The organism is Xanthomonas sp. 3793, assembly GCF_024806835.1.
Classification (GTDB): Bacteria; Pseudomonadota; Gammaproteobacteria; order Xanthomonadales; family Xanthomonadaceae; genus Xanthomonas; species Xanthomonas arboricola_F.
Window position 1 is genome coordinate 220,529 of the sequence record NZ_JANTYU010000007.1, and the last position, 23,412, is coordinate 243,940.

Consider the following 23,412-nt stretch of genomic DNA (forward strand, 5'->3'; position numbering starts at 1 on the left):
GGATTCTACCGGCCCTGGGGCCGGCAGACCTGAGCGACGCCTGCCGCTGCACCGGACCTGCCAGGCCGGGCCTGCCGCAGCGGGGAGCGCCATGGCATGCCCGGCAGTGCAGACCGGTCAGTCCAGGGCGCGGTAGCGGAAGTTGCGGAACTCCACCTGGCCCTGCCCGGCGGCGTACAGCGCCGGTTTCAGGGCCAGGAACTTGCCGGCCACGTTGTGGTGGTAGCCGGACACTTCCATCTGCACCGGATACTTGGTCCAGGTGGTGCCGTCGGTGCTGCTGTGGATGGTGACGATGTGGCGGTTGTTGGTGACCCGCAGCCACAGGGTGCCACCGGTAGCACTGGGAGCCAGCGTGCCGGGGCGTTCCTCGCCGTAGCGGTGCATGACGAAGTTCTCGCCATTGCTGCCCACGCCGGCGTAGAGCTTGTCGCTGTAGAACAGCAGTGCCCCGCCCTGCCCGCCCGGCGCGACGGTCATCTGCACCTCGAACTGGTAGGCCTGATCGGTGGCGATCACCGTCAGCGGCGAGGCGTTGCGCGGGGCGGTGCCCTTGCCCTGCAGCCGCAACACGCCATCGCCGACCCGCAGGCGCCTGGCCTCGTCGGCGGCCGGGTTGAAGAAGGACCACTGCGGGCCCAGCGTGCTGGCGCGGAAGTCGTCCGACAGCGCCAGACCGTGCGACAGGGCCTGCCCGCTGGGCTTTTTCAACGGCGTGCCCAGGTCGCCGCCCTTGGCGACGAACCAGCCGTCCGGAGTCCATTCGATCGGGTCCAGCAAGGCCTGCCGGCCCAGCGTCCAGTAGCCGTGCTCGTAGCCGTGGTACAGCATCCACCAGCGCTTGTCGGTGCCTTCCACCAGGGTGGCGTGGCCGCGCGACCACCACGGCTCGTCGGCGCTCTTGGTGCGGGTGATCGGGTTGTTGGGCGCGTTCTGCCAGGGGCCGTGGATCGAGCGCGAACGCGCGGTGATCACCATGTGCCCGGTCGGCGGGCCGGCGGTGCCGCCGACCGCGGTGGTCATGTAGTACCAGCCGTTGTGGCGGGTGATCTTGGGGCCTTCCTGCGCGTAGCCTTCCACGTCCCAGCTTTCCGGGTACTTCCAGCCGTCGTAGACGTGCTTGGGGGTGCCGACCACCTTCAAGCCGTCGTCGGACAGTTGCACGTAATCGCCACCGCTCAGGAACAGATAGCGCTTGCCGTCCTCGCCCACCGCATGGCCGGGGTCGATGTACTTGCCAAGACCAATGTCGATCGGCGCGCTCCAAGGGCCCTTGATGTTGTCGGCCCAGACCACGAAGTTGCTGCGTTCGCCCTGGTCGCCACGGCGCGCCGGGAAGTAGATGTAATAGCGCTTGCCGTGCTTGATCAGGTCCGGCGCCCAGATCGCGCCGACGTTCTGGGTGATGGCGTGGCCCAGCGGCTGCCAGTTGACCAGATCGCGCGAATGCCAGATCGGCAGGCCCGGATAGGCGTCGAACGAGGACAGCGTGAGGTAGTAATCCTCGCCATCCTTGAGCACCGACGGATCGGGGTGATCGCCGGCCAGCACCGGGTTGAGGAAGGTGCCGTTGCCCTGATCGGCAATGCGCTGATGTTCGATGCCGCGCTTCCAGTCGGCCGCGCCGCCCAGGCCGGCACACAGCAGCAATCCGGCAGCAACCAGCCAACGCAGCCGGGATGAAGTGATACGTACACGCATGCTGTCTCCTAGTCCCCAAAGGATGGGGCGATGCGGTCACCGGCAGGCAGTACCACCGGTTGACCGAATGAGGCGGAAACCTCCCGCCAGCAGCAACGTCCTGCACGCTTGGCAAGGCGTCGCACGCGCCCGGCAGGTGTGGCATCGATGCGGCATCACCTGCCGCATCGATCCCGCCCATCCACCAGGCACCCGATCGCTCAGCGCGTCATGGCCTTACGCGCGCAATGCGCGTGGCAACCACAGCGACAGTTCGGGGAAGAACGCCACGATCAACAGCACGCACAAGGCCGCCAGCCAGAATGGCCAGATCGTGCGCATGCTCTGGGCGATAGTGATCTGCCCGATCGAGGTGCCGATGAACAACACCGAGCCGATCGGCGGAGTGATCAGCCCGATGCCGCCGGCCAGCACCATCACCAGACCGAAGTGGATCGGGTCGATGCCGTAGGCCTTGACCACCGGCAGGAAGATCGGCGTGCAGATCAGGATCTTCGGCGCCAGGTCCATGAACATGCCCAGCAGCAACAGCATCACCACGATCATCAGCAACACGGTGTTCTTGCTGTCGGCGATGGCCTGCAGGAACTTCACCGCCGCCGCTGGCACCTGCAGATAGGCCAGCAACCAGCCGAACACTGCAGCCGTGGCGATCACGAACAGGATCACGCCGGTGGTGCGCGCGGCATGCGTCACGGCGGCGAAGAACTCGGCCCAACGCAGCTGGCGATACAGCAGCGCGGTGACGATCAAGGCGTACACCACCGCGATCGCCGCGCTCTCCACCGCGGTGAAGATGCCGGCGCGGATACCGATGAAGATCAACGCGACCAGGCCCAGGCCCGGTAGTGCACCGAACAGGCGCAATGCCACCGCGCGCCAGCCCGGGAACGGCTCGGTGCCGTAGCCGCGATGGCGCGCCACCGCATAACCGGTGACCATCATCGCTGCGGTCATCAGCAGCGCCGGCACGATGCCGGCCGCAAACAGATCGGCGATCGACAGGCCGCCACCGGCCGCGGCCGAGAACAGGATCAGGTTGTGCGAGGGCGGTACCAGCAACGCCACCAGCGCGGCGGTCATGCTCACGTTCACCGCGTAATCGCGGTCGTAGCCGCGCTTGATCATCTGCGGGATCATGGTGCCGCCGACCGCCGACACATCGGCGATCGCCGAACCGGACACGCCGCCGAAGAACAGCGACGACAGCACGCTGACCTGGCCCAGGCCACCACGCACGCGCCCCACCAACGAGGAGGCCAGCGCGATCAGGCGCTCGGAAATGCCACCACGCAACATCAGCTCGCCGGCGAAGATAAACAGCGGAATGGCGATCAACGACGCCGAGCCGCTGCCGGCGGAAATCTGCTGCACCAGCACCACCGTGGGCAGGTCCAGATACAGCAACGTGGCCAGTGCGGCCGCGCCCAAGGCGTAGGCCACCGGCACGCCGATCAGCAGCAGCACCACGAAGGTTCCCAACAACATGGCGATGCCCATCAGCGCACTCCTCCGGTGTGGATCGGGCGCAGCACACGCCACAACTTGTACAAGGCAAACACCACCATCAGCGCACCGCCGATGGACAGCGGCAGGTAGTTGATGCTCTGCGGCATCTGCGCGCCGGCCATCTTGATGTCCAGGCCATCGATCAGCAGCGCGGCGCTCCACCATGCCAGCACCACGCCGATGGCGATGATCATCAGCGGGCGAATCACCTCGAATATCTTGCGCACCAGCGGCGGCACGTGTTCGCCCAGCAGGTAGAAGCCGAAGTGGCGGTTGGTGTGCACACCGGCGGCGGCGCCCAGGCTCAGCGCGGTGCTCAGCAGCAACAGCGTCACCGGCTCGGTCCAGCTGGGCGAGTCGTTGAGCACGTAGCGGGTGAACACCTGCCAGCCCTGCACGACCACCAGGCCCAGCAGCGCCAGCGACGCCACGCCAATGGCGATATCGGAAACGCGGTCCAGCGCGCGCTGCAACGGCGCGACCGGGACGGCGACGGTCTCGGGTTCGGTCATCGGGATACCTCTATGCGAAATCGCGGATGCGGCGGTACAGCGCTTCGATCTCCGGCTGCTTGCGGTACTCGGCCAGCAGCGGTGCGGCGGCGGCGCGGAACGCCGGCATGTCGACCTGGTTGAGCTTCACGCCGTAATCGATCACCTGCTTGCGCGCGACCGTTTCAGACGCATCCCACAACTGGCGCATCACCGGCACCGACGCACGCGCCAGTTCCACCACCAGGCCGCGATCGGCCGGGCTCAGCGATTCGAAGCTCTTGCGCGAGATCACCAGGATGTCCGGCGCGTAGGAGTGCTCGCTCTGCGACCAGTAATGCGCCGCCTCGAAATGCCGGCTGGACTGGAAGCTGCGCATATTGTTTTCCGCACCGTCGATCATGTGCGTTTCCATCGCCGAAAACGTTTCGCCCAGCGACATCGGAGTGGGGTTGGCGCCCAGCATGCGCATCAGCTTGAGGAAGATGTCCGAGGAGGCCACGCGCAGTTTCAGGCCCTTGAGATCTTCCGGGCGGTGCAGCGGATGCTTGGTGTTGTAGAAGCAGCGCGCGCCGGAGTCATAGATCGCCAGGCCCACCAGATCGCGCTGTTCGAAGCTGCGCAGGATGCTGTCGCCGACATGGCCGTCGATGACGCGGCGCAGATGCGGCACCGAGTCGAACACGTACGGCAGGCACAGCGCCTGGGTGAGCGGGAAGGTGTTGTTCAACGCACCCGAATACACGCGGGTGATGTCGATGGCGCCAAAGCGCGCCATGTCGATCGCCTCCGACTCGCGACCCAGCTGGCCGGAGTGGTACTGGCGCAGCTTGAGCCGGCCATTGGTACGCGCTTCGAGCTGCTTGCCGAACCAGCGCACCGCTTCCACCGTGGGGTAGTCGCCGACGTGCACGTCGGTGGCGGTCAGCAGCTGCCCGCCGGGGATCGGCGTGGTGGCGCCGGCACCCAGCCAGGGGCCGGCCGCGGCGGCGCCGAGCCCGGCACCGAGGAAATGTCTGCGTGTGATCATTGGCGCCCTCCCAAGCGTCTGGTCACCGGGTCCACCGTTACTTGGCGGACACAGCCGTACAGGAAATGTCGCCGATGCCGGCGAAGCGAATCAGGGCACGCTGTCCCACTTCAATGTCATGGATACCGGTGGCATTGCCCGTGGCAATGAGATCACCGCGCTTGAGCGGGCGCCCGCGCCGGGCCGAACGGCTGAGCGCGAATGCGTAGGCCGCGCGCAACCCGCCTGGCAGGGTGGTGGCGCCGCCGGTACCCACCACCTGGTCGTCGATCAGGGTTTCGGCGCTCAGCGCGGCTTCGTCGCGGCCCAGCCAATCGGTCACTTCCGGCCCCAGGATCAGCCCGTTGTTGTTGCCGAAATCGGAAATCACCACACGCGGGCCCAGCTTGTTGATGGTCGCCAGCGGGCTGCTGGCGATCTCCACGCCGATGAACAGCGTGGCCGGCAACGCAGCGGCCTCATCTGGCGTGTAGTCGATCTTGTCGCCCGGCGCATCGGCCTCCAGCCGAAGCACATACTCCGCCTCCACTGCGCCGAAGCCGCCGACATAGATCGGAAACTCGGTTGTTCCACCGGTAGCATTCCAGAGCTTCTGAGAGAAGATCGGGCCGAGCAGACGCTCGTCGCCGGAGGCATCGCGGCGCTCGGCGGCGATATACCCCACCTTCCAGCCAACCACGTGGTCGTGCCACTGGCTGATGGCGATGTCCTGCACCTGGTAGGCAGTGACCAGATCGACGGGAATTTGCCCGGGAAAGTCGGGAAGCGAGGCCCCTGCACGGCGTGCCTCCACAAAGCGCTGGGCGATGTCGGACAGCGTGGATGTGGACGTTGGCGGGGTGGCGGCGTCGTTGCTCAAGGGTGTCTCCCTGATAGGTGTTTTGTTGCACTGCCAATCGACAGCGGCACGGTGTGCTGTATATGGTAAACCGGTGTCATTGGCAATGTGCAGTGCGACATTGTGACCGCGATACCGAAGTGGCCCTGGGAGGGGTAGATGCAGCAGACACGCCAGAAACACCTTGGAAACCAGGCGGTGCGGGCCCTGCGCCGCTGCCTGGCCACGACCCTGGCCGTCCTGGCAATGGCCAGTGGGCCGGCCTGGTCGGCAGAGCGCGCCAGCGCCGACACCGCTGCCGAGCAGGCCAGCCGGATCACGCTGTGGCCGCAGGCGATGGCACCGGGGGACACCCCATTGCCGCAGCCGCAGCGCATCGTGGACCGCAACAGCGATGACGCCCTGCCCGACCGCTACATCCAGAACATCAGCCAGCCCTACCTGGTGGTCTACCGCCCCAAGCGGCCCAACGGCACCGCGCTGCTGGTCACGCCCGGCGGCGGCTACCAACGCATCGTGCTGGACAACGAAGGCAGCGCCCTGCTGCCAAGCTTCGTCGACCAGGCCGGCATCACCTTGTTCGTGCTGCGCTATCGGCTGCCCGGCGAGGGCCACCCGAACGGCGCCGACGTGCCGCTGGCCGATGCGCAGCGCGCGCTGCGGCTGATCCGCGCCAATGCGGGCCGCTACAGCATCGATCCGCAGCGGGTCGGGGTGATGGGCTTTTCGGCTGGCGGCCACGTTGCCGCCAGCCTGGCCACGCGTTATGCCGCGCAGGTGTACCCGGCGCAGGACGCCGCCGATGCATTGAGCGCACGGCCGGACTTCGCGCTGCTGATCTACCCGGTGATCGACATGGACAGCGCCAATGCGCATCTGGGTTCGCGCGAGCGCCTGCTCGGCAAGGCGCCCAGCGCTGCACAGGTCGGCGCGTATTCGCCGCAACGGCACGTGGATGCGCGCACGCCGCCGACGTTCTTGCTGCATGCGCAGGACGACACCGTGGTGTCGGTACGTAACAGCCTGCTGATGCACGACGCGCTGCTGCGCGCCGGCGTCCCTAGCGAACTGCATGTCTTTCCGCAGGGCGGGCACGGTTTCGGCACAGCGGCCACCAGCGGGTTGACCGTGGCGGCGTGGCCGCAGCTGGCACAGGCATGGATTGCGCACCTCGGCAAGGCACCGGCTGCCGCGCAGGACGCAGCGCGATGACCGCGCCATCCACGCCCGACGTGCGCCGACGCACGCTGTTGCGCAGTGGATTGCTCGCCAGTGCCGCCGCCGCGTTACCGGGTTTCGCCGGTGCCGTGCCGCCACCGCCGCGCGACGACAGCGCTCCGCTGGCCCAGGTGCGTAGCGGTGCATTGCGCGGCTATCGCGAGCAGGGCATCTGCGTGTTCAAGGGCATTCCCTATGGCGGCGACACCGCAGCGCGGCGCTTTCAGGCGCCGGTGCCGGAAACGCCCTGGCAGGGCGTGCGCGATGCCAGCGCTTTCGGCGCCGCTGCACCGCAGCCCAAGGCCAGCGAACCCACCAGCGAGGACTGCCTGTTCCTCAACGTGTGGACGCCCGCCCTGCGTGATGGCGGCAAGCGCCCGATCCTGTTCTATATCCACGGTGGCGGCTACACCACCGGCTCCGGTAGCGACCCGCTCTACGATGGCGTGCGCCTGTGCAAGCGCGGCGATGTGGTGGTGATCACCGTCAATCACCGGCTCAACCTGTTCGGTTACCTGTCGCTGGCGCAACTGGGCGACGCCAGCTTCGCCGACTCCGGCAATGCCGGGCAGCTGGACCTGATCCAGGCCTTGCAGTGGGTGCGCCAGCATGCGGGCGAATTCGGTGGCGATGCCGGCAATGTCACCGTGTTCGGCCAGTCCGGCGGCGGCGCCAAGATCGCCACGCTGATGGCCATGCCCGCCGCGCGCGGCCTGTTCCACCGCGCCTGGACCATGAGCGGGCAACAGGTCACCGTGGCAGGGCCGCGCGCGGCCACCCAGCGCGCGCAGCTGCTGCTGGACGCGCTGAAACTTGCGCCGGCCGATCTGGCGCGCCTGCGCAGCGTGCCGGTGGCGCAACTGTTGGCTGCCGCGCAGGTGCGCGACCCGTCGCGGGTGGAAAACAGCGCGCTGTACTTCGGCCCGGTGCTGGATGCGCGCAATGTGCCGGTGCATCCGTTCTGGCCTGACGCACCGCTGCAGTCGGCGACGATTCCGATGGTGATCGGCAACACCCGCGACGAGACGCGCGCGTTTCTCGGCAATGATGCGGCCAACTTCGCGCTGACCTGGGACACCTTGCCCCCCAAGCTGGAAGCGCAGCAATACGTGGATCTGTTGCCGCAGGTGGTGATTGCCGAATACCGCCGCCTGTATCCGCACTATTCGCCGTCGGAGGTGTTCTTCGCCGCCACCACCGCCGGCCGCTCGTGGCGCGGCGCGGTCGAAGAGGCCCAAGCGCGCGCACGCCAGGGCGCACCGACGTGGGTGTACCAGCTGGATTGGGGATCGCCACTGGATGCCGGCAAGTTCGGCGCCTTCCACACCCTGGATATTCCGCTGGTGTTCGACACCATTGCCCAGCCCGGCTCACGCACCGGCGATGGCCCCGCGGCGCAGCAGATGGCCGAGCAGATGAGCGCCGCCTTGCTCGCGTTTGCGCGCCACGGCGACCCCAATCAGCGCGGCCTGCCGCGCTGGAAGCCGTATTCGCTGGAACGTCGCGAGACGCTGTTGTTCGATGTGCCGAGCCGGCTGGCCAACGACCCGCGCGGCGGCGAACGACGGCTCTACCAACAAGCCCCCTTCATCCAGCGCGGGACGTTCTGACCACGTCTGTTCTGCGAAAACCAATGGACGTGCCGGATGGTCGCCACTCGCATGGGGAGGTTGTGCGTTGAAACGCAGGGAGTCGGTGATACATGCCGGTCCAGGCACCGGCCGCGCCCTGGCTGCGCTGCGCGGCTGCGTTTATTCGATCTTGCAGCAGTGTTGATTCGATCTTGAGGTGATCCATGCGTTGTGACTGCGTTGTTTCATCGCTGCTGCTGACTGCGCTGGCAGTGGCATGCCTTCCGTTCGCTGATGCCGCCGCTGCCGCGCTGGTCGACACGCCGCGCGCGTCTGCGGCATCCACCACCGATACCTCAAGAAACAAGGCACCAGCCGCGGCAGCCGCGTTTGCCGCCAGCAAGATCGTGCTGGTGGGCGACTCCACCACCGCCGTGCAGGGTGGTTGGGGGCCGAGTTTCTGCGCCCAGCATGTGACCTCGTTCCTGAGTTGCGTGAACCTGGCGCGCGGGGGCCGCAGCACCTCCAACTATCGCGCCGAAGGCTCGTGGGAGATTGCGCTCAAGGAGTTGCGCAGCGGTGGTTACCAGCAGGTGGTGGTGCTGATCCAGTTCGGCCACAACGACCAGCCCGGCAAGCCGGGGCGTTCGACCGACCTGGCGACCGAGTTTCCCGCCAACCTGCGCCGCTATGTTGCCGAGGCGCGTGCTGCCGGCGCCGTGCCGGTGCTGGTGACGCCGTTGACGCGCCGGCAGTTCGAACGCGGCCAGTTGCTGGACGACCTGGGCCCCTGGGCGGAGGCCACGCGTGCGGTGGCGCGCGAACTGCAGGTGCCGCTGATCGATCTGCACGCGCGCAGCCGCGCACTGGTGCAGGGCATGGGCCCGGTGCTGGCAATGCGCCTGGCGCAGCGCCCGGCCGATCCTGCGCAGGTGCTTGCCGCGCAAGCGGGCACCACCATCGGCAAGACGCCGGCGCAGACGGTTGCGCCATCTCCCGCATCCACCTCGCCGTCGAAGAACGCGCCCACCACCAACGCCGCTGCCACCGCGCAGGACAACGCCAGCGCCGAGCCGATGGGCCAGGCCAAACTCGCATTCGACTACACGCATCTCGGCCCGGACGGAGCGGACCTGTTTGCTGCGATCATGGCCGACGAACTGGCGCAGCGGCTACCTGCGCTGCGGCCGTTGCTGATTCCCTAGAGCCAAGCCGGCAAGGGCCAGACCGGCCAGAAGCCGGCGCGGGCGCGGGCGGCAAAGGACGATGGCCTCGAGTTGCATGTGACCAAGCTGCAAGAACCCAAGCAAGGAAGGCGTTGTCTTGGGCCGCGCTTGTGGGTTTGTCGAGCACCGCTTGGGATGGGTCAGTCGTTTCAGACGATTGCTACGCGACTACGAGCGACTGCCTGAAACCTTATGTCGGTATCTTCAGGATCCCCATGCTGGGAAATACAGCAACGCTCTTTCAACATTCATAACACGCTCCCGGAAGGATCTGAGCAACGCCCCCGTGAGCTTTCAACCGACAACTGAGACAATCTCCATCAAGCACAGTATGGTTTGTCAGCAGATCGAAGACAGGCTCCTGATCGCGGCGTCTGCCAGGGCTTCTTGCGCGGGAAACCGATGATTCTTCCTTAGATAAATCCATCTCCGCCATCAACCCTCACCGACTAGAGAATGGATTCCAAACCTGGCGTGCTACGGAAAACCGGAGAAACGCTGGTATACCCAGTAAAGCCTTGACGTCTCGGTGTCATAGGCCATGACGTTGATTGCCTTTAAAGAAGCTGGAGTGTTCGGACCAAGATCATCCGCTGGGTTCGGCACCAAGGCGAAGAAAAAGCGCGACGAATTTATTCCAGGTGCGACAGGACACCCCTGGAGGTCATCTGGCGGCATTTCGAATTTAAATACATCAAATTCATCATACGTGTCAGGACCTCGGTGCCAAATCCCGCGCGCCGCGCGACCTTGCCAGAACGCGTCCGGAATATTCGCCACATCGACAGCGTACAAGTAGTACATGTCTCCGAAAAAGTAATCGTTTTTCCCGCAGACCTGCGGTATCCCGCGCAAGGACGTGACCTGCCCAAGTCCACTGCGCTGCAACTGTTCGTGCATGCTGACGATGGCATCAAGGCGTTGCTGTAGTCCCAAGACCATCCACAGCTGCACACCCGCTGCTGCGACGATCCCGCATACCAGCACAAGACGTTTCAATAGCTTGATCAGACTGCGCATCGATCACCCGAGAGTCGATGGCATTACCATCGCATGGCAGCGCCCGCCACGCTAGCGACCGGGATTTCCAGCGGCGTCGAATTAGCTGGCAAGGTTGCGCTGGGGTCGCAGACCGTTGCTTGCGCCTGCGCGAGCACAGCATCTTCGGATAGCACAGCGGCAGGCCGGCGGAACGTGCGCGTGCTGCCAGGGCTCTCCAATCGCCACTCTATTGCAGTCGCCCATGGAATCAATGCGATTGGAACACCTGCAATGCCGCACGCGGCGGGCCATCGCCCAGCCACAGCGTGCCAATGCTGATCGGCAAGCTGAAGCGACGGGGACCGGCGCTACCGGGATTGATGTACAGCACACCGTCGTGCGTCCGTATCGATGGCTTGTGCGAATGCCCGCTGATGATCACATCTGCAGCAACATCCGCTGCCAGCGTTTTGAGATCGTGCAGCACATGGATCCGCACGCCTGCGATCAACAGGTCCAGCGTTTCCGGAAGCTGCGCTGCCCAGGGCTTGTTGTCGATATTGCCGGCGATCACATGCAGCGGTGCCAGTGCCTGCAGGGCGGTGAGGATCTCCGGCTTGCCCACATCGCCGGCATGGATGATCGTCGCGCAGCCCTGCAATGCAGCCACCGCCTCGGGCCGCAGCACGCCGTGCGTGTCGGAGATCAGGCCAATGCGTAAGGCTGAAGCCGTCATCGGTTATGGGTGAGGGTGGCGGGCGATGAGGATGCACTGCCGGGTGATGCCCTCGCGTCAACGTGCTACGGAGTCGAGGCGGCAGCACCTCCAGCAGCCCAACCCCGCCATGGCAGCTGCCGCCCGCACCGTGGCGTGCCGGGTATCAGTCGACTCAGGGCATAGCCTCAGTGCGGTGCACGCGCTTTCCAGGCCCAGACGCTGTTGGGATCGCCCTGCAGTCCGCGCCGTTTGCTTGCACGCGCCAATTGCCAGTATGTCCATGCCAACACCAGCGCAATCAGGTCCACGCCGAGTACCGTGGCGTCCTGCCATGGCAGTACCAGGCCGCGCGCGGAAACACAGCTGGCCAGCGGAATCAGCGCCGTCAGACCTGCGCAGACCAGCAGGACCTCGTGCGCACCACGTGCGGTGGGGCGGATCAGCGCCCACACCAATACGGCCGCAAAGACCGCGTAATAGACGTAACCCTCCTGTCCGGCCGGCAACAAACGCGCCGCGATGAACAACACCGAGATGCCGGCCACGCTGCCCAGACAGACACCGACCGTGAGCCGCGCCATCGCATGGGTGCGGCGTGGCTGCACGGGTTGGCGGCGCTTGCGCCGGGTTTCGATCCACAGCAGGTTGCCGCTGTAGAACAGGAAGGCACCGCCCAGGCCGAGCAGGAAGTACAGCCAGCGTACCGGCGCATGCCCGAAGTTGCCGAAGTGCAACGCCTGCAAGCCGCGTAACGCAGCGGTGCCGGGCGACATGGTGGCCGGTGCCAGCACGCGCAGCACCTGGCCCGTGGTGGCGTCCAGCGCCACACCGCCCAGCGTGTTGAGCCGGCGTTGGTCGTGATGGCCATAGACCTCCACCCGCGCATTGGCGTCGCCGGCATCGTGGAAGGCCAGAGACTCCGGCACGAAGCCCGGGCTGGCCGCGCGCGAAGCGTCGAGCAGGGTTGCGATCGGCAGCAGCGGTGCTGCGCGTCTGGCCGGCGCCACATGCGGTGCGAGCTCGAAATCCGGCTCCAGGATCTGCATCAGCTTGCCGTCGAACACCAGGAACTGAAATGGCGCCAGCAGCAATACGCCCAGGCACAGCACCGCGCCGGACCAGGCAAAGATCACATGGAACGGCAGCGACAGCATGCCCACCAGATTGTGCGCGTCCTGCCACAGGCGCTTGAGGTTGGCGCCGATGCGCAGTGCGAACAGGTCCTTGAAGAACACCGGCGCATACAGCACCACGCCGCTGACCAGCGCCAGCCCGTACAGCACGCTCACCACACCGAACAGATAGGTGCCGAAAACGCGTGGCAGGCCGGCGGTGAAGTGCAGGTCGTAGAGAAAATCGGCAAAGCCCACACGCTGCGGCAGCTCCAGCAGGCCGCCGTCCGGCGCGGCCTGGTACTGACGCATGCCACCGCTGGCATCGGCCTGCGCGCCATACCAGTACAAGCGCGGTATCGGCCCGTGCTCGCCGGGCAACAGCAGCAGGAACGATTCGGCCACCTGCGGGTGTGTGGCGATGACCGTGTCCAGCAAGGTCTGCGCAGCGGCAACCGGCTCGGCAGGCGCCTTGTCCGCAACCGCCGGCGCAGCCTGCCAGGCGCTGAGCTCATGGGTGAACACGGTGATCGCGCCGGCATAGAAGGCGATGAACAAGGCCATGCCGGCCAACAGACCCATCCAGCTGTGGACCGACAGAAACGCGCGCAAGGTCGATGCTTTCATGCGCCCGGCTCCGTCCAGCCCACTGCCTTGATGCCTGCAAGCGCGAGGTAGCACAGCAGCGTCAGCCCGCCGAGTACAACCCAGGCACGCGATGCGCTACGGAACACGAACGGCAAGGCCATCGCACCGATCCATACCGGAAACATCAGCAGCAGCCATGCCAGCGTGTAGCTTTGCTGCGGCCCCGGCAGCAACAAGGCGCACAGGCCGACCACGCCCACCGCAAGCGGCAGGCCCAGCACCACTGCAGCCAGCCACCTAGCCCCCATGGCGCACCTGCCTGCGTTGCGCACGCGCCTGCTGCCAGGCATCCAGAGACGGCAGCGCCACCGCCGCCAGCATCAGCGCCGTCGCCGCGGCGAAGATGCCGGCCCAGGTGCCCAACGCTTGCGTGGCGCAGCCCAGCGACAGCAGCAGCAATGCGCTGGCGCCGATGCGTAGTGCGCGCACGGACAGCCGGCGCTGCGGCCACAGGCGCTGATGCCTTGTTGCCATGTAGAACCCGAGCGCCGACGTCGCAGCGGTGAGCAGATAGCACAGTGTCAACAGGCCGCTCATGCCTGCGCCTGTGTCGAAGCGGAAAACGGCACCACCGCACCAAGCTGCACAGGCCGCGTGCCGACACCTTGCGCGCCGACACACGGTGAACGTGCAGGCCACACAAGTGCATGCGCGCACCCAGCGATGCGCACGGCATGGATAGAAGACTCAACCAGCGAAGCAACAACAGCAATCAAGACGCCCACGCACACACTCCCGTACAAGCGGTCGACGGAAGGCATGGCGGCGGCTGTGCCCGGCAGCCCTCCCCGGGCCACCTGATTCGCGGATGACAACCTCGCTGTGCCGCCCAGTGGCGCACGCAGCAAGGTGTTGGCCGTTCCAAGGCGCGCAATCTAGCAGGTGCCACAGCGCCGGACCAGCGGTCCGGCGCTGTGTGCGGTGCATCAGCCGTGCGGTGTGAGCACGATGACGCCCAGCGGCGGCAGCAGCAGCGGCAACGATTGCGCATGCCCATGCATGGATTGATGCTCGGCGGTCACCACACCGCCGTTGCCAAGATTGGCACCACCGTAGATGCCGGCATCGCTGTTGAACACTTCGCGCCACTGGCCGCCCTGCGGCGCGCCAATGCGGTAGCCGTGCTGCACCACCGGGGTGAAGTTGATCACCACCAGTACCGGGGCATCGCCGCGTTTGCCCTTGCGCAGGAACGCCACCACGCTGTTGGCCGCATCATCGCCCACCACCCACGCAAACCCGGCCGGATCGTCATCCTGCGCGTGCAGCGCGGGGTATTCGACATACAGCCTGTTCAAGTCACGCACCAGGGTCTGCACACCGCGATGGCGCGGGTCGTCGAGCAACTGCCAGGGGATGCCGCCGTCGTGATTCCATTCGGTGGGCTGGCCGAACTCGCAGCCCATGAACAGCAACTTGCGCCCCGGGTGGGTGAACATGAAACCCAGGTAGGCGCGCAGGTTGGCGAAGCGCTGCCAGTCGTCGCCCGGCATCCGCCCCAGTAACGAGCCCTTGCCGTGCACCACTTCGTCGTGCGAGATCGGCAGCACGAAGCGCTCCGAATACGCGTAGACCATGCTGAAGGTCAGCTCGCCGTGGTGGTAACGGCGGTAGATCGGATCCAGTGCGGCATAATGCAGGGTGTCGTGCATCCAGCCCATGTTCCACTTGTAGTGGAAGCCCAGGCCGCCGTGCGCCACATCGGCAGTGACGCCGGGGAACGCGGTGGATTCCTCGGCAATCATCACCGCACCCGGGGTGTGCTCGCGCACCACCTCGTTGAGCCGGCGCAGGAAGGCGATGGTCTCGTAGTTCTCGCGCCCGCCATGGATATTGGGCACCCACTCGCCGGCATTGCGGCTGTAGTCGCGGTACAGCATCGACGCCACCGCATCCACGCGCAGGCCATCGACATGGAAGCGTTGCAGGAACTCCAGCGCACTGGCGATCAGGAACCCGGACACCTCGCGCCGCCCGTGGTTGTAGATCAGCGTATTCCAGTCGCGATGGAAGCCCTCGCGCGGGTCGGCATGTTCGTACAGCGCGGTGCCGTCGAAGTGCGCCAGGCCATGCGCGTCGGTGGGAAAGTGCGCCGGCACCCAGTCGACGATCACGCCGATGCCTTCGCGGTGGCAGCGATCGACGAAGCGGGCGAAGCCATCCGGCGAGCCGAAGCGCGCGGTCGGCGCGAACAGGCCCAGCGGCTGGTAGCCCCACGAGCCGCCGAACGGATGCTCGGTCACCGGCATCAGCTCGACGTGGGTGAAGCCCATGTCCGCCACGTATGGGATCAGGCGGTCGGCCAGGCCATCCCAGTCCAGGTCCACGCCTTCCTCGCGCAACCAGGAACCGGCATGGATCTCGTAGATGCTCATCGGTGCGTCGTGCGCCTGGCGGCGCGCGCGCGTGGCCATCCAGCCGTCATCGCTCCACTGATGCGGGGTGGGATCGGCCACGATCGAGGCGGTGCCCGGCGCCAGCTCGGCACGACGCGCGACCGGGTCCGCCTTGGCCGGCAGCTCATGGCCATGCGGGCCGCGCAACTGGTACTTGTAGTGCGCACCAGGGCCGACGTCGGGCACGAACAGCTCCCACACGCCGGACTGGTGCCGCAGCCGCATCGGATGGCGGCGTGCGTCCCAACTGTTGAAATCGCCCACCACCGCCACGCGCGAGGCATTGGGTGCCCACACCGCAAAGCGCGTACCGCGCACGCCGTCCACCTCCACCACGTTCGCGCCCAGTGCATCGGCCAGCTGCAGGTGGTGGCCTTCGCTGATCAGGTGCAGGTCGAAGTCGCTGAGTTGCGGCCCGAACGCATACGGGTCGGCGGTGTCCTGCTCGCCGCCGGGCCAGCCGATACGCAGCCGATACGCACCCTGCGCCGGCAATTCGCCGGCAAACAAGCCGGCTTCCGGGCCAGCCTCCAGGGCGATCGTCTGCCCGTCATCCAGGACGGCGCTCACCCGCTCGGCGCCCGGCAGGTAGGTGCGCAACACCCGCCCTGCGTCGGTCGGGTGGGCGCCCAGTACAGCGAAGGCGTCGCCATGGCGTGCTTCGGCCAGGGCGCGTACCACGCCGGGATCCCATCGATTGGTCACTGCTGTCATCACTCCACTCATCATGTGTCTCCTGCACCGGCGCGTGCGCGTTGCAGGATGCGTCGCAAGCCTTCGATCGGCACCATCAACCAGCCCGGGCGATTGGCCGCTTCATAGCGCACTTCGTAACAGGCCTTCTCCACCAGGAACAGCAAGGTGGCCGCGTTGAACGCCGCCGGCGCAATCCACGGATGGGCGCTGGCGTCGAGCACGGCATGGTAAGCGTCCAGGAAGGCCTGTGTGGAGCGGCGGCGGAACTGCACCAGAAATTCATCCAGATGCGTGTCCACCCCGACGCCCGCGCGTGCGGCGGTACCTTCCTCGCCGCGTGCCGAGACTTCGCTGGCGTAATCGAGCGAGCGCAGGAAGCCGGCCACATCGCGCAGCGGGCTGGCCTTGGCGCGCCGTTCGGACAGCGGCTTGGCCGGCTCGCCCTCGAAATCGATCAGCACCACATCGTCGAAGGCCACCAGGATCTGACCCAGGTGGAAATCGCCATGCACGCGGGTCAGCAAGGAACCGGCCAGCACGCTCGGCGCCTGGGCGAGCAGGGCATCCAGCTGCGGGCGTTCGGCGAGCACCGCTTCCAGTGCCTCACGCTCGCCCGGTTCTTCGCTGCCGGACAAGCGCGCGTTGACCATCTCCCACATCTCTTCGACCTGCCGCGCCACACCGGCCACCACGTCGTTGGCAGTGGGCAGATCGATCCGCTGCGGTGCAAAGTCCGCATCGTCTGTCTGCCGCGACAGCGCTTCGTGCAACTCCGCCAGGCGCTTGCCGACCACCGCCGCAAACGCGTCGTAGCCGGCAATGGCTTCGGCGCGCGACTCGTCGGTTTGCGCGGTGGCGTATTCGTCGAAACTGCGCGCCAGATGGTCCAGCGTCCAACGCCAGGCATCGCCCTGATTGCGGATGAAGCCCTGCAGCAATGCAATCGTAGTCACAGTGCCCTGTCCGTCGACGCGGCTGACGCTGCCCAGCAGCGGCGCCGCATTGGCGTAGCCCAGCTCGGTCAGGCGGCGGCCGATTTCGATTTCCGGGTTCGCACCGATCGCCACATGCCGCAGCAGCTTGAACACCGCCTTGTCGGCGACCACCAGCGAGCTGTTGCTCTGTTCGGCCGACAACCAGCGAATGTCCGGATCGGCCGGGATCTCCAGCCTGGCCAGCGCGGGCGTGGCTTCGAATCGCACCTGGCCTTGCTGCGAGGGATCGTCGCCATCGCAGAAGTCCAGCGTCGCATCGGTCCGCAAGGCATCGATCACCCCACGCACCATCGGCTTGAGCGCAAACGCGTCGGTGAGATAGCCCACCTCGCGCCCTTGCCGCACGCGCGCCAGGGCCAGCTGCTCGGCCAGGGTGCTGGGCTGGTCGCGCTCCCACACGATGCCGATCGGCAGCATGTACGAGGCGTGGTGGCCGTCTTCCAGCTCCACGTCCAGCTCCAGCAGGCTCATCGGCTCATCGCCCGGCAGGGGAGTGCGGCGCGAAATGCGCACGCTGCGCAGCGCCTGATCCTTGGCCGAGAACCAGCGCCGCGCCGACAGCCACGCCGGCAGGATTTCGCCTTCCAGGGTGGGCAGATGCGGCAGCAATGCATTGCTTTCGTCGGTGTCGCTGCGCAATACCAGCGTGCGGTAATCCGGCAATGGAACCGGGCTGGGCACGTGCCAGTCCGGCAAGGTGCCTTCGCTGACCAGCTGGAACGCGTAGAAACCGAACGGCGGCACTGTGAGCAGGTAGGTCAGCCGGCCGATCGGCGGGAAGCTGCCGCCGCCGATGATGTCCACCGGTACGCGGCCTTCGAACTCGGACAGATCCAGCTCCACCGCCTGCAACGTGTGCGACAGGTTGGCCACGCACAGCACGGTTTCGTCCTGATGACAGCGCAGGTACGCCAGCATGCGGCGATTGCCCGGGTACAAAAAGCGCAGCGTGCCGCGACCGAAGGCCCGGTAGCGCTTGCGCACGCTGAGCACGCGGCGGGTCCAGGTCAGCAGCGAATGCTGGTCGCGGATCTGCGCTTCCACATTGACGGCCTGGAAGCCGTACAGCGGGTCCATCACCGGCGGCAACACCAGCTGCGCCGGGTCGGCGCGCGAGAAACCGCCGTTGCGATCGATCGACCACTGCATCGGCGTGCGCACGCCATCGCGGTCGCCCAGATGGATGTTGTCACCCATGCCGATCTCGTCACCGTAATACAGCACCGGCGTGCCGGGCATGGTCAGCAACAGGGAGGTCATCAATTCGATGCGGCGACGGTCGCGCTCCAGCAGCGGCGCCAGACGGCGACGGATGCCGAGGTTGATGCGCGCGCGGCGATCGGAGGCATAGGTCTGCCACAGATAATCGCGCTCCGAATCGGTGACCATTTCCAGCGTCAGCTCATCGTGGTTGCGCAGGAAGATTGCCCACTGGCAGCTCTCCGGAATCTCCGGGGTCTGGCGCATGATGTCGGTGATCGGGAAGCGGTCTTCGCGCGCGATCGCCATATACATGCGCGGCATCAGCGGGAAGTGGAACGCCATATGGCATTCGTCGGCGTTCTGGCCGAAGTATTGCTGCGTATCTTCCGGCCACATGTTGGCTTCGGCCAGCAGCATGCGGTCCGGGTATTCGGCATCCAGGGTGGCGCGGATCTTGCGCAGGATGGCGTGGGTCTCGGGGAGGTTTTCGTTGGAAGTGCCCGAACGCTCGATCAGGTACGGCACCGCGTCCAGGCGCAAGCCATCCACGCCGCGATCCAGCCAGAAGCGCATCACCTCCAGCACCGCTTCCAGCACCGCGGGGTTGTCGAAGTTGAGGTCCGGCTGATGCGAGTAGAAGCGATGCCAGAAGTACTGCCCGGCCACCGGATCCCAGGTCCAGTTGGACTTTTCGGTATCGCAAAAGATGATCCGCGTGCCTTCGTATTCCTGGTCGGTATCGGACCATACGTAGAAGTCGCGCTCGGGCGAGCCGGCCGGTGCATTGCGTGCGCGCTGGAACCACGGGTGCTGATCGGAGGTGTGGTTGATCACCAGCTCGGTGACGATGCGGATGCCGCGCGCATGCGCCTGCGCCACCAGCTGCTCGAAATCTTCGATGCTGCCGTAGTCCGGATGCACCGCCATGTATTCGGCGATGTCGTAGCCGTCGTCGCGGCGCGGGCTGGGGTAGAACGGCAGCAACCAGATGGTGTCCACGCCCAGCTCGGCGATGTAGTCCAGCTTGGAGATCAGGCCCGGAAAATCGCCGATGCCATCGTCGTTGGAGTCGAAGAACGACTTGACGTGCACCTGGTAGATGATCGCGTCCTTGTACCAGAGCTGGTCGGCGACCACCGCCGACTGTTCTGCGTCGGCTTGTAAAGCGGGAACTGCATTCATGCGACCTCTCCTGCGCGGATGCGCCATAACGCGAACGGTCGCGTTGCCTCTACACGGATGTGCTGGTATTTGCCTTGCCACTCGAAGCGGTGCCCGTCCCACAGATCTTCCACGGCAACGGTGGCGTGATCGGGCAGGCCCAGCTCCCACAACGGGATTTCGATATCCGCGTCCTGGCCCGCCTGCGGGTCCAGGTTGATCGCCACCAGCACCATGCTGCGGCTGCGCGACAGGTAACCGGCGTCCAGGAACTTGCCGAAGTACAGCACCTGATCGTTGTGCGCCTGATAGAAACGCGTGCCCAGATGCGACTGCAATTCCGGGTGCATGCGCCGCAGCTGGTTGAAGCGGGTGATCTCGTCCACGATGTCGCCGGGCGCGCGCTCGGGCCAGGCACGCAGCTGGAACTTCTCCGAATCCAGGTACTCTTCCTTGCCCGGCGCCAGCGGCGTGGCCTCGCATAGCTCGAAGCCCTGGTACATGCCCCACAGCCCCGACAACGTGGTTGCCAGCGCGGTGCGGATCAGGTGGCCGTTGCGCCCGCTGGTCTGCAGGAACAGTGGATTGATGTCCGGCGTATTGACGAAGAAGTGCGGGCGGAAGCATTCGCGTGGCACGCCCTGGTTCAACTCTTCCACATACTCCTGCAGCTCGTGCTTGTGGTTGCGCCAGGTGAAGTAGGTATAGGACTGCGAGAAGCCGCACTTGGCCAGCCGGTACATCATCTTCGGCCGGGTGAAGGCCTCTGACAGGAACACCACGTCCGGCCGGCGCCCGCGGACGTCGGCAATCAGCCACTCCCAGAACGGGAACGGCTTGGTATGCGGGTTGTCCACGCGGAACAGGGTGATGCCTTCATTGACCCAGAACAGCACCGCATCGCGCAGCGTGTTCCACAGGTCCGGTACCGCACCGCTGGCGTAGAAATCGACGTTGACGATGTCCTGGTATTTTTTCGGCGGATTTTCCGCATACGGGATGGAGCCATCCGCACGCCAGGTGAACCAGTCCTTGTGGTCCTTCAACCACGGATGATCCGGCGCGCATTGGATGGCGAAGTCCAACGCCACTTCCAGGCCATGCGCACGCGCGGCCTGGATCAGGCGACGAAACCCGTCCAGCCCACCGAGCTCGGCATGCACCTCGGTGTGGCCGCCATCGGTGGCGCCGATCGCATACGGGCTGCCCGGCTCGCCATCGACCGCAGTGACCGAGTTGTTGCGGCCCTTGCGGTTGTTCAACCCGATCGGGTGAATCGGTGGCATGTAAAGCACATCGAAGTTCATCGCGCGGATATGCGCCAGCCGCCCGATCACATCGTCGAAGCTGCCGTGCCGCTGCGGGTCACCGCTTTGCGAGCGCGGAAACAGTTCGTACCAGCTGGCAAAATGCGCCGCGCGCCGCTCGGATTCCACCCGGTAGGTCACCGGTGTCTCGGAGCGGAACGGCTTGTCGTCGGCCAGGGCCATCGCTTGCGCGGTATCCGGCTCCAGCACGATGGCCAACTGTTGCAGCGGCTCGCGCTGCGCACCGATGCGGGTGAGGATGGCCTGCAGGCGATCGGCCAACGCACCGCTGCTGCGTGCGTGCGCGGCCTGCACCACGGCCACCGCCTCCTGCACGTCTACCGGCAGCACCGTGTTGGCCGCACGCTTCTTTTCCAGATCCGCATGCAGGGTGGCGAATACATCGCGCCAGCCTTCTACACGGAATTCGTAGGTGCCGATGCGCTCGAGCGGAAACTCCGCGCGCCAGCGATCGTTGCCCAGCGCGCGCATTGGCGCAATGGACCAGGTCTTTGCATCGGCCGGCCGCCACAGCACCGCGACCGCGATACGGTCGTGCCCGTCGCAGAAGGCATCGGCTTCCACGCAGATGCGGTCGCCCACGGTGCGCTTGACCGGGAAGCGACCGTTGTCGACCGACGGCGTCACCGACTCGATGCACACCCGTGGCCAGGTGGCCGCGGTCTGCGCGCGCGGGCGCATCCGCGGCACCGCCAGCACATGCCGTGCCGGCACGCTGCGATAGACCCGCACTTCGCCGGGTTCCAGTGCGTCGAGCGTTGCGCCGGACAAGGTGCGGCCATCCTCGGCCAGCAGCGCCTCGGCATCGCCCAGCAGTCGCAACAGGTCCGATGCCGGAACCGGCACCACATGCCGGGTGTCGCCATTGATCAATAGCAAGGAGGGCAGACCGCCCAGTGGCTCCACCGCAACGGCGGTCAGGCCGGTGGATTCGCGCAGCAGCGGACGCAGCCGCAGGCCGGCGTGGCTGGTCGGCAGGCCGTCGGACACGCTGATCGGCGGCGGCAAGGTCTCCAGATGCGCCTCGTCGAGCAACCACGCCCCACCCAGGGCACGCGCCAGCTGCCAGTGCTGCTCGGGCGAAGCCCCACGCTTGCCATCGGCCGCATCGAGCACCGCAACGACCTGCGACGCCAACGCACGCAGCGCCGTGTCTTCATCGAAGAACCAGCTGCCGCGCCCGTCCCACCACGCCAGCGACGAAAACGCCGCATCGAAACCGGCACCGGACAACTGCTGCAAGGCGTCCAGGCCCAGGCCCGGGGTCCACGCTGCAAACACCACCTCCGGCGCCTGCGCATGCACACGTGCGATCAGCTCGCGCCAGCGCTGTGCCGGCACCTGATGCGGCTGCAGCAACCGAAAGCCGCCCACGCCCTGCCCCACCCACTCCAGCAGGCGCGCGCTCCACCATTCCACCAATGCCGCACCTTCCTGCGCGTAGGCAAAGCGCGCCTCGGCGACCTCCGGGGTGGCACGCGGCTGGCGCGGGTCAGGTACTGCCGTGCTGCGCGCACGAAACCACTGCGGGTTATCGCGCACCACCGCGCTGGCGCCGCCGATTTCATCCAGGCGCACATCGATCAGCAACGTCACACCCGCACGATGCGCCGCCTGCGCCGTCTCGCGCAGACGGCCGTCTTGCGCGTCGGCACCGGCCGCCGGCTCGATCAAGCGCCCCTGGGCATCGCGCGCGAGCGGCGCCGCCATCACTACGTAATCGCAGCCCGCCTCGCGGGCCGCACCACAGCGCTGCTCCAGCCCGACAGACGAAGACGCATCGTTGAGAACACAGATCCGCATGGCGCCCCCTCAGCAGACAGCGGCGCGCGAACGCACCGTGACGATGGAAGCCATGCCGCACGCGCCGTGCCGCCGCGTTGCAGCGCCGTACCGATGTAGCGCCGATCCAATATCCGCCTGGATCACGCCGAGCCGCCTCGACCCCTGCCGGATCGACGCCCGACCGACCCTGCTACCTGTGACTGCACTCATGCGCAACTCCGCAACGATTCTTGACCCATGCAGTCAAGCACCTTCGTTGCGAATACCGTGTGTCGGTGGAGTTGACGAAAATCAAACAAGCGCAGCGGTGAAGCAAGGCGGGCGCAAGAGCGAGCAGTGGCTGAGGTCGGGTAAGTCACAGAACGTGGCGCAAGACATGTCTTGGGACATACCTGTTGTGTCATGTGCACGACACCATCAACACAGCGTTTGAACCACGTCGATGCCTTGCGAGTGTCGTCCTGGCCTTGCCGCAGACCCTGGCCAGATATTCAAAGCGGTGGGGGCGCCATCACGGCCGACGTGATCCGGCCCGATCTCGTCGAACGTAGCGCAGATCAACAAACATTCCAGGCATCGCAGCCAGAATTTCAAGCGATTCAATCCGGGCGTCGAATGACCGCTGGCGTGCAGAAGGAAAACAGCTGGACCCAGCGGCTTTATTTGAATAACCGCCTTCCATAGCTTAATCAAATGAATCCTTAAACCAGTATTTCTGGCAAACAGGGATCCACCGTAACGAAGCTATATCTTTCATTTCAATAAATGAATTATTCGTGCTCGTATAACACCCGGCGATAGAAGG

The 23,412-nt window shown here is 66.0% G+C and carries 16 protein-coding genes; 3 read left to right on the forward strand and 13 right to left on the reverse strand.

What is annotated here, in order from left to right; all coding sequences use genetic code 11:
- Window positions 1-117 precede the first annotated feature (117 nt).
- From FHY18_RS20765 to FHY18_RS20785, 5 genes are all read right to left on the reverse strand, one after another.
- The gene (locus tag FHY18_RS20765; RefSeq protein WP_259159630.1) at window positions 118-1,701 is read right to left on the reverse strand and encodes a family 43 glycosylhydrolase; all 1,584 of its coding nucleotides are present in this window, start codon (window positions 1,699-1,701) and stop codon (window positions 118-120) included.
- Window positions 1,702-1,917: 216 nt separating this feature from the next.
- Entirely contained in the window at window positions 1,918-3,201 is a 1,284-nt protein-coding gene (locus FHY18_RS20770; protein WP_046965389.1) for a TRAP transporter large permease, read from the reverse strand.
- On the reverse strand, window positions 3,201-3,722 hold the full coding sequence (locus FHY18_RS20775) for a TRAP transporter small permease (protein WP_259159632.1): 522 nt from the start codon (window positions 3,720-3,722) through the stop codon (window positions 3,201-3,203). Before FHY18_RS20775 ends, FHY18_RS20770 begins: the two co-directional genes overlap by 1 nt.
- A gap of 10 nt (window positions 3,723-3,732) precedes the next feature.
- On the reverse strand, window positions 3,733-4,731 hold the full coding sequence (locus FHY18_RS20780) for a TRAP transporter substrate-binding protein (RefSeq protein ID WP_259159635.1): 999 nt from the start codon (window positions 4,729-4,731) through the stop codon (window positions 3,733-3,735).
- A 37-nt stretch (window positions 4,732-4,768) separates the two neighbouring features.
- Complete coding sequence (locus tag FHY18_RS20785) at window positions 4,769-5,590, reverse strand: 2-keto-4-pentenoate hydratase (protein WP_259159636.1); 822 nt, start codon at window positions 5,588-5,590, stop codon at window positions 4,769-4,771.
- A 138-nt stretch (window positions 5,591-5,728) separates the two neighbouring features.
- Between FHY18_RS20785 and FHY18_RS20790 the strand changes: the two genes are divergently transcribed.
- The 3 genes from FHY18_RS20790 (at window position 5,729) to FHY18_RS20800 (ending at window position 9,563) form a co-directional block, all read left to right on the forward strand.
- A complete protein-coding gene (locus tag FHY18_RS20790; protein WP_259159637.1) occupies window positions 5,729-6,781 on the forward strand; it encodes an alpha/beta hydrolase in 1,053 nt (350 codons plus the stop codon).
- A complete protein-coding gene (locus FHY18_RS20795; protein WP_259159639.1) occupies window positions 6,778-8,397 on the forward strand; it encodes a carboxylesterase/lipase family protein in 1,620 nt (539 codons plus the stop codon). Before FHY18_RS20790 ends, FHY18_RS20795 begins: the two co-directional genes overlap by 4 nt.
- A 185-nt stretch (window positions 8,398-8,582) precedes the next feature.
- Window positions 8,583-9,563 carry a rhamnogalacturonan acetylesterase gene (locus tag FHY18_RS20800; protein WP_259159643.1) on the forward strand — a complete coding sequence of 327 codons (981 nt, stop codon included), beginning with the start codon at window positions 8,583-8,585 and terminating at the stop codon, window positions 9,561-9,563.
- Between the two features lie 498 nt (window positions 9,564-10,061).
- On the opposite strand, the gene FHY18_RS20805 is transcribed toward FHY18_RS20800, so the two are convergent.
- The 8 genes from FHY18_RS20805 to FHY18_RS20840 all read right to left on the reverse strand — a co-directional run bounded on the left by FHY18_RS20805 (window position 10,062) and on the right by FHY18_RS20840 (window position 22,625).
- Window positions 10,062-10,604: a hypothetical protein gene (locus FHY18_RS20805; protein ID WP_259159646.1), complete on the reverse strand. Its 543-nt coding sequence runs from the start codon at window positions 10,602-10,604 to the stop codon at window positions 10,062-10,064.
- 229 nt (window positions 10,605-10,833) lie between these two features.
- Window positions 10,834-11,301: a metallophosphoesterase family protein gene (locus FHY18_RS20810; protein WP_259159648.1), complete on the reverse strand. Its 468-nt coding sequence runs from the start codon at window positions 11,299-11,301 to the stop codon at window positions 10,834-10,836.
- Window positions 11,302-11,468: 167 nt separating this feature from the next.
- Window positions 11,469-13,022, reverse strand: coding sequence for a PepSY-associated TM helix domain-containing protein (locus FHY18_RS20815; RefSeq protein WP_259159650.1), 1,554 nt, complete (start codon window positions 13,020-13,022; stop codon window positions 11,469-11,471).
- A complete protein-coding gene (locus FHY18_RS20820; protein ID WP_259159652.1) occupies window positions 13,019-13,291 on the reverse strand; it encodes a hypothetical protein in 273 nt (90 codons plus the stop codon). Before FHY18_RS20820 ends, FHY18_RS20815 begins: the two co-directional genes overlap by 4 nt.
- The gene (locus FHY18_RS20825; RefSeq protein ID WP_259159653.1) at window positions 13,281-13,580 is read right to left on the reverse strand and encodes a hypothetical protein; all 300 of its coding nucleotides are present in this window, start codon (window positions 13,578-13,580) and stop codon (window positions 13,281-13,283) included. The genes FHY18_RS20820 and FHY18_RS20825 overlap by 11 nt, the downstream gene beginning before the upstream one ends.
- A 389-nt stretch (window positions 13,581-13,969) precedes the next feature.
- The gene (gene glgB / locus FHY18_RS20830; RefSeq protein WP_259159654.1) at window positions 13,970-16,153 is read right to left on the reverse strand and encodes a 1,4-alpha-glucan branching protein GlgB; all 2,184 of its coding nucleotides are present in this window, start codon (window positions 16,151-16,153) and stop codon (window positions 13,970-13,972) included.
- A gap of 11 nt (window positions 16,154-16,164) precedes the next feature.
- Window positions 16,165-19,515: a maltose alpha-D-glucosyltransferase gene (treS, locus tag FHY18_RS20835; RefSeq protein WP_259159655.1), complete on the reverse strand. Its 3,351-nt coding sequence runs from the start codon at window positions 19,513-19,515 to the stop codon at window positions 16,165-16,167.
- On the reverse strand, window positions 19,512-22,625 hold the full coding sequence (locus tag FHY18_RS20840) for a maltotransferase domain-containing protein (protein WP_259159656.1): 3,114 nt from the start codon (window positions 22,623-22,625) through the stop codon (window positions 19,512-19,514). Before FHY18_RS20840 ends, treS begins: the two co-directional genes overlap by 4 nt.
- Window positions 22,626-23,412: the final 787 nt, after the last annotated feature.

Excerpts from the sequence above, each read along its gene's own strand:
- FHY18_RS20810 (WP_259159648.1), bottom strand. The coding sequence starts at position 11,301 with ATGACGGCTTCAGCCTTACGCATTGGCCTGATCTCCGACACGCACGGC.
- FHY18_RS20840 (WP_259159656.1), bottom strand. The coding sequence starts at position 22,625 with ATGCGGATCTGTGTTCTCAACGATGCGTCTTCGTCTGTCGGGCTGGAG.
- FHY18_RS20815 (WP_259159650.1), bottom strand. The coding sequence starts at position 13,022 with ATGAAAGCATCGACCTTGCGCGCGTTTCTGTCGGTCCACAGCTGGATG.
- FHY18_RS20775 (WP_259159632.1), bottom strand. The coding sequence starts at position 3,722 with ATGACCGAACCCGAGACCGTCGCCGTCCCGGTCGCGCCGTTGCAGCGC.
- FHY18_RS20820 (WP_259159652.1), bottom strand. The coding sequence starts at position 13,291 with ATGGGGGCTAGGTGGCTGGCTGCAGTGGTGCTGGGCCTGCCGCTTGCG.
- FHY18_RS20795 (WP_259159639.1), top strand. The coding sequence starts at position 6,778 with ATGACCGCGCCATCCACGCCCGACGTGCGCCGACGCACGCTGTTGCGC.
- FHY18_RS20790 (WP_259159637.1), top strand. The coding sequence starts at position 5,729 with ATGCAGCAGACACGCCAGAAACACCTTGGAAACCAGGCGGTGCGGGCC.
- FHY18_RS20780 (WP_259159635.1), bottom strand. The coding sequence starts at position 4,731 with ATGATCACACGCAGACATTTCCTCGGTGCCGGGCTCGGCGCCGCCGCG.
- FHY18_RS20805 (WP_259159646.1), bottom strand. The coding sequence starts at position 10,604 with ATGCGCAGTCTGATCAAGCTATTGAAACGTCTTGTGCTGGTATGCGGG.
- treS (WP_259159655.1), bottom strand. The coding sequence starts at position 19,515 with ATGAATGCAGTTCCCGCTTTACAAGCCGACGCAGAACAGTCGGCGGTG.
- FHY18_RS20800 (WP_259159643.1), top strand. The coding sequence starts at position 8,583 with ATGCGTTGTGACTGCGTTGTTTCATCGCTGCTGCTGACTGCGCTGGCA.
- FHY18_RS20765 (WP_259159630.1), bottom strand. The coding sequence starts at position 1,701 with ATGCGTGTACGTATCACTTCATCCCGGCTGCGTTGGCTGGTTGCTGCC.
- glgB (WP_259159654.1), bottom strand. The coding sequence starts at position 16,153 with ATGACAGCAGTGACCAATCGATGGGATCCCGGCGTGGTACGCGCCCTG.
- FHY18_RS20770 (WP_046965389.1), bottom strand. The coding sequence starts at position 3,201 with ATGGGCATCGCCATGTTGTTGGGAACCTTCGTGGTGCTGCTGCTGATC.
- FHY18_RS20825 (WP_259159653.1), bottom strand. The coding sequence starts at position 13,580 with ATGAGCGGCCTGTTGACACTGTGCTATCTGCTCACCGCTGCGACGTCG.